The organism is uncultured Chitinophaga sp., from assembly GCF_937874145.1.
Lineage (GTDB): Bacteria > Bacteroidota > Bacteroidia > Chitinophagales > Chitinophagaceae > Chitinophaga.
Genome location: NZ_CALNBI010000220.1, coordinates 1 through 11,037, shown reverse-complemented (window position 1 = coordinate 11,037; position 11,037 = coordinate 1). Strand labels below are relative to the sequence as shown.

Below are 11,037 nucleotides of genomic sequence, written 5' to 3'. Positions count from 1 at the left end.
CAGACGAGCCCGCCCAGGTACATGGTCCAGGGGAAGTCGGGATCGCTGGCGGGAAGAATAAGGTCCCAGTCTTTCGAAGTTTCCAGCACCGCGGAAATACCGCCGGCTTTGGAAACGGTGGCGAAAGTAAGGATGATGCCTCCCAGCACCAGCACGCCCAGTTGCAGCATTTCGGTCCATATTACGGCGCGAAGGCCGCCGAGGATGGTGTAAATACCCGTCAACACCGACAGGATCAATACGCAGACCATGATATCGAAACCGAACAGCGTATTCAGCGATACGGCCCCGAGGTACAACACGGCGCTGATCTCAACGAAAATATACGTCAGCAGGATGAGGCCCGCGTAAGTAGTGCGCGCCGCGCCGCTGAAGCGCCTTTCGAGGAATTCGGGTACGGTATAAAATCCATTCCGGATGTAAAAGGGAAGGAAAATCCACAGCAGGGCGTTGAACCCGAGCAGGATGGCGCCCCATTCCATGGCGATGGCCACGAAGCCGCGGTTATACGCCGCGCCCATGGCGCCTACCAGGTGATGGCTGCTGATGTTGGCGGCGATGATGCTGCCCCCGATCATCCACCACGACATTTTATCGCCTGCCAGGAAGTAATCCCGGCGCGTCTTTTTGTTTTGACGGGAGGCGTACACACCCAGGGCAATGACGCCGAGGATATACACGCCGAAAATAGCGGCGTCGAGCGCTGTCAATTGGAGATTCATGCAGGTCGGTTCAGTTGATGGGAAATATCCAGCGCCGTGCGCGTCAGCAGCTCAAGGCCGCCTGCGGCGAAGGGCGTTTGCCATACGGCGTAGCTGTCGCGCTGGTAATGACCGGCAGGCGGCAGGTATCCCGCGTACCCGTTTACGATGTTGATCACCGCTACGGCTGCGGGCGCCAATGCCTGGCGCAGATCTGTCTGAAAGTTGGAATAGGCTTCGTTGGGCTGGCCGGCCAGGAAAGCGCCGCCCAGTTTCCAGACCCATAAAGGCATATCGGCATGGGTGCCGTCGCCCAGGGATTTGCGGATGCCCCGTTGCCGCCAGAGGCGTTCCTTGCGCACATGGTCGTCGCAGGCCGCCCATTGCGCCTCGATTTCGGCGAGGGTGGGCAGGTCTTTCAGCGGCATGGAGATCACTTTCATTTCGGCCTTGAGATCGGTGGAAGGCGAAAAATCCCCTTCGCGCCAGACCCCTAGTGGGGCGCCGGATTCTACCGCTCCTTCAAACACCAGTTCTTTCCCCGCGGGCAACATGCCGTTGAGCGAGGAAAGCACGGCAAGGCCAAGCTGGCGGCCATAGCGGTCGGCCAGGGCGGTATCGCCGCTGTATTGTTCGCCGGGCGACAGCTCCCCGGAAGCACCCTGCAGGAAGAGGCAGGGCGCCCCGGTGGCGTGTTCCACTGTTTCCCGCATGGCGCCTATGTAATCAGGCGAAATCAGTTCGTTGTCCCAGGCCAGCGTGGTGGGATGGCAGGCATAATTGACGATCGTCCCCATCACGGCGCCTTCCGCGGTGGTGATGCGCCCGGTGAGCAGGGTATCGTCAGCCTTTTCGGCGGGGTTCATGCCCACCAGGTAACGTTGCCCCCCCGGTTCGGGCAGGTCGCGGTTCACGGCCAGGCTGCAGTGGCCGTATTGCCAGCTGAGCGTGGCGGGAACGGCGGAAGCCAGGGCTTCTGTTGCCGCATCGATGGCCATGTCCTGGACTTTCTGCAGGAAAGGAAGGATGTGTTCGCCGCCGGGCTTTACGGCGTCTTCACTGAAAGTGCCGGGGCCGGCGTGGGTGTGCGACAGGCAGAACATAAGCCGCGATGCATCGAGGCCGAGGGCTTTGAGGATGCCTTCGCGAAGGTTCCTTTCGTCCTGCGCGCTCTTCCACCAGCCGAGGTCCGCGCCGATAAGCACGAGCGGTTCGGCGGAAGCGTTTGTAGCGAAAGTGGCGCACACGAGCATGAGCGGCCGGTGGATGCCGGATGCCACGTCGTGCCGGGCCGCTCCCCAGTTGCGTGCGAAGATGCCGGCGGGCGGTGTGATATCTCTTTGCGCCACCCCTATCCTGCCGGCGAATGCGGCAGGGCGGAATGGAGGTATGGCGGATCGGTGCATTCCAGCGATTCTTTTAGCGTAATAAGTTGAGGCCGCCGTCCATCAGCAGCGTGGAGCCGGTGATGTGGCGGTTTTGCGGATCGCAGAGTTTGACGATCTCCCGCGCGATCTCGGCGGGTGTGATCAGTTTGCCGACGGGCGTTTTACGCGCCGCGGCTTCCCGCTGCTCGGGGGATTTCTCCCACACCTGGCGGCTCACGCCGGCGTCTACATAGCCCGGCGCGATTTCGTTGACCATAATGCCATGGGGGGCCAGTTCCAGCGCCATGCTTTTGCACAGCATCCGCATGCCCGCCTTCGACACCGCATAAGCCGGGATACCGGGATGCACGGCTTCCGCCGCCCAGCTGCCTACGAATACGATGCTGCCGGTGAGTTTTTTCTCCACCAGCCGGCGCGCTGCGGCGCGCGTAAGGTAAAAGGCGCCGTTCAGGTTGATGTCTATCTCGCGCGACCACTGGTCGGCCGTTACATCAAACAACCCGGCGATGGTTACGGTTGCCGCATTGGCCACCACCATCCGCACGGGCCCCAGGCGGGCATCGGCAGTTGCTATCCAGTTGTCTACCGCCCTGGCGTCTGTAACGTCTACCTGTGTGTAATGAGCAGCCACGCCCCTGCTCTCGATCTCCAGGAGCAAAGGCGCGGCCCTGTCCTCCGGCAATACGTCGCCTATGGCGATGTTCGCGCCTAACGCGGCGAAAGCCTTCGCCACGGCGCTCCCTATATCTCCCAAACCACCGCTGACTGCGAGTGTTGTACCGTTGAACATATGAATGATTTAAAGAAATTTGGTTTACCAGTCGCCCACGGCGCCGTCGGCGTAGAAGGAACGTTGCAGCACTTCCTGCTGGAAGGGATGTTTCTTCACCACGTCTTCATTGATTTCGATGCCAAGGCCGGGCCGGTTGTTCGGCTTCACGATGCGTCCTTTTTTCTCCACTACGAAACCTTCGCTCACTACTTCCTGGCGCCAGGGCACATCGCTGTGCACGCTTTCGCAGATGGCGTAAGAGGGCGTTGCAAATCCGAGTTCGATGGAAGCCGCCGTGCTCACAGGCCCCTGCGGGTTGTGGGGCGCCAGGGCTACGCGGTAAGCATCCGCCAGGGCGGCGATGCGGCGTACTTCGCTGAGGCCGCCGCAATGGGTGATATCGGGCTGCAGCACGCTAACGGCGCGTTTCTCCAGCATGTCCTTGAAGGCGGCAACGCCCACCAGCCGCTCACCGCTGGCGATGGGCGTGCTCACGGCTGCCTGGATGGCTGCGATGCCGTCCATGGCTTCGGGCCAGCAGGGCTCTTCGAAGAAGTACAGGCCATAGGGCTCCAGCGCCTTGGCGAACTGCATGCCCATCAGCGGGCTGGGGCGCGCATGGCAATCCACCATGATGTCGATATCCTCGCCTACGGCGTCGCGCATGGCTTTTACACAGGCTTCGGCATACCGGATCGGGCGGAGGCCTTCGAGGGGCATGGTTTCGGGAACGGCCATGGATTTGAAGGCGGTGAAGCCTTCTTCCACGGCTTGCTGCGCCAGCTCGCCGAAACGGTTGGCATCGTCGGCCCGGGTTTCGTAGAAATCTTCCATCTTACCGCCGCCGAGGTGGCAGTACAGGCGGATATAATCCCTAACGCGGCCGCCCCAGAGCTCGTGGCAGGGTACGTTGTGGATTTTGCCAAGGATGTCCCAAAGGGCCAGGTCTATGCCGGAAATGGCCGTGCCGCGCACGATGCCGTTGCCATGCCAGAAGTGCTGGCGGTACATCATCTGCCAGAGGTATTCGATGCGGCGGGGGTCTTCCCCGATCAGCAATTGCGAAATATCTTCAATGGCGCCCACCACGGAACGGGTATGCCATTCCAGGGTGGCTTCACCCCATCCGTACAGGCCGGGCTGGTCGGTGATCACTTTCACGAATATCCAGTTGCGCATCCGCGCATGGCATACCTGCGTTTCAATTGCCGTTATCTTCATATGGCCGCAACGATTTTTTGAGTTTTTTCCAATGTTTCAGCGATGTCCGCATCCGTGTGCGCGTAGGAAATGCTGCCCTGTTTGATGGGCGTGGGGAAGTTGAAGATCCCCTCGGTGATGAGCTTTTCCCGGTACGTCTTGTCGAATGCGAAGTCGTGATGGATGGCAATATCATGAAAATCCACGGGAACATGGTCCATGAAATATACGCAATATGCCGAACCCTGCCGTGCTACGTGGAAGGGGCGGCCTTTTTTGGCGAAGATTTCGTTCAGCCCTTTTTCGAGCGTTGCGCCCAGCCTTTCCACGTGGCCGTATACGCCGGCTTTGGGATCGGCGAGCTTTTCCACCGTGGCGATGGCCGCGGCGGTGGTCAGCGGGTGCGCATTGTAAGTGCCGGCGATGAGTACTCTCTGCTTCTTTTCGGGATGGATGAAGTAATCCATGTATTGCTTTTTACCCGCGATCACGCCCATGGGGTAACCGTTGGCAACGGCCTTGCCGAAGGAGCTGAGGTCGGGTGTTACGCCGCAAATGGACTGGTACCCGCCGAGTGCGTGGCGGAAACCGGTTTTCACTTCGTCGAAAATGAGGAGGAAACCCTCCGCGTCGGCGAGCTTGCGCAGTTCCTGGAGATACCCTTCCTGCGGTTTGAGGATGCCTACGTTCTGCAGGATGGGCTCCATGATCACGCAGGCTACAGGGTAGCGCTTCAGCACGTATTTGATGGAATCGATGTCGTTGTAGTTGACCACATGCACGAGGGCCTGGTGGCTGGCGGGGATACCGGCCGACAAGGGGTCGATCGGGTATTCGCCCGGGCTCACGCGGGGACCGATGTCTGCCAGGGGGCTGATCACGTTGCAGGCAACATCGTTGTGCCAGCCGTTGTAGCCTCCTTGCATTACGATCACATGATCGCGGCCGGTAACGGCGCGGGCGATGCGGATCGCGTGGTAGGTGGCTTCGGAGCCGGTGGTGGTGATCTGGATGCTGTCGGCCGTGGGCACATGCTTCACGAACAACTCGGCGAAGATGCCTTCCAGGTTGGTGGGGCCTGCGCTCATAAGGAGCGAGTCGGCATGGAGAACGGATTCCACGGCGCGGTTCACGTCGGCGTCGTTGTGGCCGAGGAACGCGGCTGCAAAGCCCGCCTGGTAATCGATGTACTCGTTGCCTTCCAGGTCCCAGACACGGCTGCCTTTTCCTTTGACGAAGCAGATGTTAGGTTCGGATTTGCGGTTCAGCGATACAACGCCGCCGGGAATCCATTTTTCATTCTCCTGTAATAATGCGGATGATTTGGGCCATGCATTCATAAACTTGTAACGGTTATATTCAAAAAAAGACTTTTGCGGATCATTGTTCCGGCGGCATCTTCCAAAAAGGCGCTCCACCGGCCTTTATGCGGGGCCAGCACGTTGCGCAGGGCGTTAATGTCCTGCAAATGTCCGGTGCGCGCGCCGGACACCGCGCTGCCTTCCAACGGAAACCTGGCCTCCCCCCTTATCGCGGCAGAGGCCCCCCGGGCCAGGCACTGCCGCCCGGCCGGAATAATGTTATAAACGTGGCTGGTAATTGTTGATGCTCCTGTAACAGGATAACGACCCGCCGGGAGGATACCCTCCCGGCCTTCGGTCGTTGTTGTTGCTTCCACGGCTTTTGGCAAAGCCATGCTATATGTTCTCTTTCCATCTCCTGCGGTGATGCAGGAGCCAATGCCCCCTTCCGCACGACATTTCCATGTCGCATTCTTCTGGTCCCGTGCGGAGCTGGAGCGTTTCATCATCCTGTCTGTTATTATTTGTTATAACCGTCGTTCTGTTCCAGCACACCCGCCGCGTACTGATCGATCTGCGGCTGCGGAATGGGGAAAACGGCCATGTAATCCTGCGGTGCGAGCGTCACCGTCTGCGCGGCATTGTTGGCAGGCACATACAGGCGCTCTTCTTTGGTCATGACGGTCAGGAATTTACCTGTGCGCACCAGGTCGAACCAGCGCTCTCCTTCGAAAGCCAGTTCCAGCTGGCGTTCCAGCAGGAGCTTATCGAGGAAGTCGTTGGGCGCAGCTATATCGGCAGCGGTATAATTATGACTGGCGTCGCCGAATGCGCGTTGGCGCACGCGGTTCAGCGCAATGAGGGCGCCGGCCTTATCGTTGGAATTATACAGTGCCTCGGCCTGCAGCAGCAGCACGTCGGCAAATCGCATCATCGGGATATCCTGTCCGGAATTGTCCAGCAGATGTTTGGCCGCGAACTTCACACCATAAGGGTAGAAAGTTTTTGTGCCCGGCGTAGTCGGCGTGATCAGGGTATCGTTGATGGTATTGGCTTTGCGCTTATCTCCCGCAACGAATAGTTTGTTCAGGCTCCAGGAGGGCAGGATTTTCTCCGTACCGCGATCCACCAGGCCAAACACCCCGCCGTTGGGAATGAATGCGCTGGAATACGTCTGGCTGTTGAGGCTTTCCACGTATTTCATGGCAAACACGATCTCGCTGTTGTCTTCCGTAGCCGAGTTCCAGAGCGTGGAGAACTCGGGCGTAAGGTCGTAACCAAAATCGGTCACGGCTTTGCCCAGCATATCTTTCGCGTTGGGATAATCCTTCCGGTAGAGATACACTTTCCCGAGCAATGCAGTTGCCGCACCTTTGCTGGTACGTCCCTTTTGCATGGCGCCGGGAGCAGGCAGCTTGGCGACAGCATCTTTCAGGTCGTCGATGATCAGGGCATATACCTCATCCACCGAATTCCTGCGCTGGCCGCGGGCTTCTTCGATGCTCAGGGCCGTCGTTACCACCGGCACGCCACCAAAGGTGCGCACCAGGTCGAAGTAAAACTGCGCCCGGAGAAACTTCGCTTCACCGATATACTGGTCTTTCGCAGTACCGGCATAATCCACCGGCCTGTCGATAAACTTCAGCACCTGGTTGGCGCGGAAGATACCTTTGTAGTTGGCCAGCCAGAAGATATCCAGCTGGGGATTATCGGGGCTCACGGTAAGCCCGTCGATATCAGGAGCACCCAGCACCGGCGTGATGCCGGCCATGTAAATATTGTCGGACGGCGCTTCCATGACGATATAGTCCGTCATCCTGCGGGTTTGCAGTGCGTTGTATATGCCTATTACCGCCCGGTTCATGTCGGACGAAGTCTGGAAGAACTGGTCGTTGGTCAGTATGGATTCCGGTTGCATGTTCAGCAGGCTGTCGTGGCATCCGGCTGCGCCGAGTAAAATGACAAGCGCCTGCAGGGAGAAGAATATTCTTTTCATGCTGATGTCGATTAGAAGTTAAAGTTGAAACCAACGGCGTACACGCGGTTGATGGGTTCCGATCCTGCATTGTATCCGGGCCTGCTGTTCACGCCGCTGATTTCACCGGCGGTGGTACCTTCCGGGTTATATCCATGGAAACCTTTCTTGGTGAACATGAAAGGATTGCCTGCGGTGAGGTATGCGCGGAAAGAATTGATGCCAAGGCGTTTAAATGCCGCATCGGGCAGGGTGTATCCCAGGTTGATGTTGCGGACAGCCAGGAAGCTGGCATCTTCCACATAGATATCCGAACTGCCCTGGCGGGTAAGCGTGGTGAGCGAAGCGGCGGGCATTCTGCCATTGCCGGGCTCAGATGCAGACCACCATTGGTCTTCTACCAGCGAGCGGCGCATGGCTCCAAGGAGCGCACCCTGGTAGAACTGGTTCTCGTAAGTGAACATTTTCGCACCCAGCGAAGCCTGCATGGCAATGCTCAGGTCGAAGTTTTTATACGTGAAGTTGTTCACCATACCGAGTATCGCCTTGGGCTGGAAGTTGCCGAGGATCTGCTTGTCGGCCGGTGTCAGTGAACCGTCTCCATTCCTGTCTTCATAAATCGGCATACCGGGCTTCGTACCAGGCAGCTGCGGAGAATTGGCCAGGGAAGCCTGGTCTTTATACACACCGATGGAGCGGTAACCATAATAAGAGAACATCGGCTCTCCTACTCGCAGGATCCATGCCATGCCGCTGGTGTTATCGGTAGAGATACGTTCCTGCACGCCGCCCAGGTCTTCCACGCGGTTCTTGTTCATCGCCACGTTGAAGGAAGTCTGCCAGCTGAAGTTCGGCTGGATGATATTGCGGGTAGTCAGTTCGATCTCGAAACCCTTATTGCTCACGTCGCCTACGTTGGTGAGGGCGCTCGCAAAGCCGGTGGTGCCAGGTACGGAAACTGCATAGAGCAGGTCGTAGGTACGTTTGTCGTAATAATCCGCTACGATCTGGATGCGGTTTTTCAACAGTCCGATCTCGATACCGAAATCATAGCCTTTCGTTTTTTCCCAGCCCAGGCTGTTGTTCTCGAAGTTGTCCTGCGCGAGGCCTTTGATCACGGTGCCGTTGGGAGAATAGATCGCATCTTTGATCTGGCCGAGGTACTGGAAGTCGCCGATATTGAAGTTACCGGTAACGCCATAGCTGGCGCGGATTTTCAGGTCGCTGATGGCGCTGATGTCTTTCATGAAATCTTCCTGCTTCACGCGCCAGGCCACGGATGCCGAGGGGAAGTAACCCCATTTGTTGTTTGGCCCGAAGCGGGAGCTGCCGTCTGTACGGATTGAGGCGGAAACGAGGTATTTTTCTTTAAAGCCGTAGTGTACGCGGCTGAAGTACGAAACCAGTCCCCAGGCGGAGTTCAGCGTATTGGAACGCGCCGGATCGATCTGGGCGTTGTTCAGCGTATGGATGTATTCGTTGTTGTACGAATTCGCGATCGCATACATATTCGAAGCTTTCGTGCGGCTCTTCTGGTACGAAGCACCCGCGATGGCAGACAATTCATGACCGCCGCGGAACTCGGTATTATAGCTCAGCACGTTTTCGTTCACCATGTTGATGTTGGACGAAGTAAGCTCGTAGCCGTTGTTCACGAAGGTAGAAAGCGCATTGCTTTTCTGGAAGAAGTCGGTGTTGTTGTACGAGATGGTGGAACCTACGGAAGAGCGGAACGACAAGCCTTTCGCGAGGTCTACTTTCAGGTAACCTTCACCCACATTGGAGAATGTGGAGCCGTAGCTATACGTACCGTCGATGATGGCCATCGGGCTCGTTTGCCCGGACACCACGGCGCCCCAGTAATCCCGCGGGCGGGGATAGGTGCCATCTGCACGCTGGCGCTCTACGAAGCTGGGGATTTTCGCATAGTCGCTCACCACACGGTCGGACATGCGGCGCTTGCTGTACGAGGGGTTCAGCATGAACCCGATCGTCACGGCTTTGGAAGCTTTCACGTCAACGTTCGCACGTACACCGTAGCTTTTGAACCAGGTATTTTTGAGCGTTCCGGCTTCATCTTTATACGTACCGGAAACGTAGTAAGTCATTTTTTCGGTACCGCCACTGGCAGAGATGTTGTAGCTCTGCATGGGGGCGGTCTGCATCACTTCGTCCTGCCAGATCACGTTGGCGCCGTTGTTGATAACGGGGTTCACCTGGCGGGTGCCGGGGCGGCGGGCGTCGCCCCAAACAGGTATGGACAGGTCATTGTTGGGATTATCCCAGTACCATTCGCGGTTTTGGAATTTCACGGCGTAGTCGTAGTACTCCTGGCCGGTGATCCAATCGTCGTGCAGGCGGGCTTTGGCCACACCGGCGAAGCCGTTGAAATTGAAGCGCGTTTTGCCTGCGGAGCCTTTCTTCATGGTAACGATAATAACGCCTCCTGCAGCGCGGGAGCCGTAGATGGCGGCGGAGGATGCGTCTTTCAGCACTTCGATGGACTGCACATCGTTCATGTTGATCATGCCGAGGTTGCCGCCGGGCACACCGTCGATCACAACGAGCGGTTCATTGCCGGCGTCGATAGAGCTGGCGCCACGGATGCGGATGGTGGGCGCCTGGCCGGGCTGGCTGCGGTTTTGCGAGATGTTAACACCTGCGAGGCGGCCAACGAGGGCGGCTTCCGGGCGGCCTGCGGGCACCTGGTCGAGGATGGTATTCTCGACTTTGGTTACCGAGGCGGTTACGGAGCTCTTTTTCATGGTGCCGTAGCCGATCACGACGGTTTCATTGAGCATGGTTTTGCTCTGGGAGAGCTGGATGCGGATGTTGGTTCGCCCGCCTACAGGTACTTCGATTTTGTCGTACCCGATGTAGGAAACGACGAGAATGGCATTGTCTACCGCGCGGATGGTGAACTCCCCGGTGGGCGAGGGGGCGGCGCCGGTGCTGGTGCCTTTCACGAAGATCGTTACGCCGGGTAGCGGCGTTTGTCCGATGCTGTCAACCACGGTCCCTTTGATTTCGCGGGCATCCTGGGCGGTTGCGGGCCGGGTCGAAAAGAGGCCGGCGAGTGCAACGAGTAACCCAAAGAGGTAAAGGTGTCTTCCTTTCATGATGCTTTGGTTAATAAAATGACGGTTAAGAAATAAGCCTCCGCGCAGGGGCGCGGTTGTTAAGCTGGTTCCGGACCGCTGTGTTGGGAAAAGGGCAAAGCAACCCCTGTCCGCCCGCAGCGGAGTTTCTCATGACGGTATGTTTAAAAATGCTGGCTGAATGGTAATCTCCCGGACATCTACCCCTCTTGGCTAAATTCCGGGTACGTACACGTATTCATAACGATGTCTACAAATATAGGTTTCTTTTGTAAACAAAAAAATAATTTAGGGGAAAATTGACGGGGCAGGAAGAGCGGGTCAAAACTTGCAGAAATTTTATTATTTGAAGAAAAGCAGTATTTTCGCCTGTTCATTTTCCACTAAATCCCATGCCTATGTGACGCACATCACGTTACAAACAATCTTAGTATTATAACCCGCAACATTCACACTTTCAATCCCACTTTTCAAATGAAGGATTCATTATTCGCGCTGCTGGCTGTGATGCTGTTTTCCTGCGCGCAGGAAGGAGACATCCCCGGTCCGCAGGAGCCCGCGACTGATAAGCAAGCCGTACAGTTCAACCTGGATGAGTTCAT

General features: G+C 57.4%; 7 protein-coding genes and 1 pseudogene. All 8 read right to left on the bottom strand.

Translation table 11 applies throughout. The annotated features are described in order from the left end of the window. Positions 1 to 722: pseudogene (locus Q0510_RS10630) on the bottom strand (sodium transporter); the annotation flags it as partial. Then, positions 719 to 2,107: a hypothetical protein gene (locus Q0510_RS10625; protein WP_298710972.1), complete on the bottom strand. Its 1,389-nt coding sequence runs from the start codon at positions 2,105 to 2,107 to the stop codon at positions 719 to 721. The gene Q0510_RS10625 and the pseudogene Q0510_RS10630, both read right to left, overlap by 4 nt. Before the next feature lie 13 nt (positions 2,108 to 2,120). Continuing rightward, a complete protein-coding gene (locus tag Q0510_RS10620) occupies positions 2,121 to 2,879 on the bottom strand; it encodes an SDR family oxidoreductase (protein WP_298710969.1) in 759 nt (252 codons plus the stop codon). Between the two features lie 24 nt (positions 2,880 to 2,903). Next, positions 2,904 to 4,082: a galactonate dehydratase gene (gene dgoD, locus Q0510_RS10615; protein ID WP_298710967.1), complete on the bottom strand. Its 1,179-nt coding sequence runs from the start codon at positions 4,080 to 4,082 to the stop codon at positions 2,904 to 2,906. After that, entirely contained in the window at positions 4,079 to 5,401 is a 1,323-nt protein-coding gene (locus Q0510_RS10610) for an aspartate aminotransferase family protein (protein WP_298710964.1), read from the bottom strand. Before Q0510_RS10610 ends, dgoD begins: the two co-directional genes overlap by 4 nt. After that, a complete protein-coding gene (locus Q0510_RS10605) occupies positions 5,398 to 5,871 on the bottom strand; it encodes a hypothetical protein (protein ID WP_298710961.1) in 474 nt (157 codons plus the stop codon). The genes Q0510_RS10610 and Q0510_RS10605 overlap by 4 nt, the downstream gene beginning before the upstream one ends. Before the next feature lie 11 nt (positions 5,872 to 5,882). Then, the gene (locus Q0510_RS10600; protein ID WP_298710957.1) at positions 5,883 to 7,358 is read right to left on the bottom strand and encodes a RagB/SusD family nutrient uptake outer membrane protein; all 1,476 of its coding nucleotides are present in this window, start codon (positions 7,356 to 7,358) and stop codon (positions 5,883 to 5,885) included. An 11-nt stretch (positions 7,359 to 7,369) separates the two neighbouring features. Then, positions 7,370 to 10,456: a TonB-dependent receptor gene (locus Q0510_RS10595; RefSeq protein ID WP_298710954.1), complete on the bottom strand. Its 3,087-nt coding sequence runs from the start codon at positions 10,454 to 10,456 to the stop codon at positions 7,370 to 7,372. Positions 10,457 to 11,037: the final 581 nt, after the last annotated feature.

Coding starts and splice junctions, on each gene's coding strand:
- Q0510_RS10600 (WP_298710957.1), bottom strand. CDS start 7,358: ATGAAAAGAATATTCTTCTCCCTGCAGGCGCTTGTCATTTTACTCGGC.
- Q0510_RS10625 (WP_298710972.1), bottom strand. CDS start 2,107: ATGCACCGATCCGCCATACCTCCATTCCGCCCTGCCGCATTCGCCGGC.
- dgoD (WP_298710967.1), bottom strand. CDS start 4,082: ATGAAGATAACGGCAATTGAAACGCAGGTATGCCATGCGCGGATGCGC.
- Q0510_RS10610 (WP_298710964.1), bottom strand. CDS start 5,401: ATGAATGCATGGCCCAAATCATCCGCATTATTACAGGAGAATGAAAAA.
- Q0510_RS10605 (WP_298710961.1), bottom strand. CDS start 5,871: ATGATGAAACGCTCCAGCTCCGCACGGGACCAGAAGAATGCGACATGG.
- Q0510_RS10620 (WP_298710969.1), bottom strand. CDS start 2,879: ATGTTCAACGGTACAACACTCGCAGTCAGCGGTGGTTTGGGAGATATA.
- Q0510_RS10595 (WP_298710954.1), bottom strand. CDS start 10,456: ATGAAAGGAAGACACCTTTACCTCTTTGGGTTACTCGTTGCACTCGCC.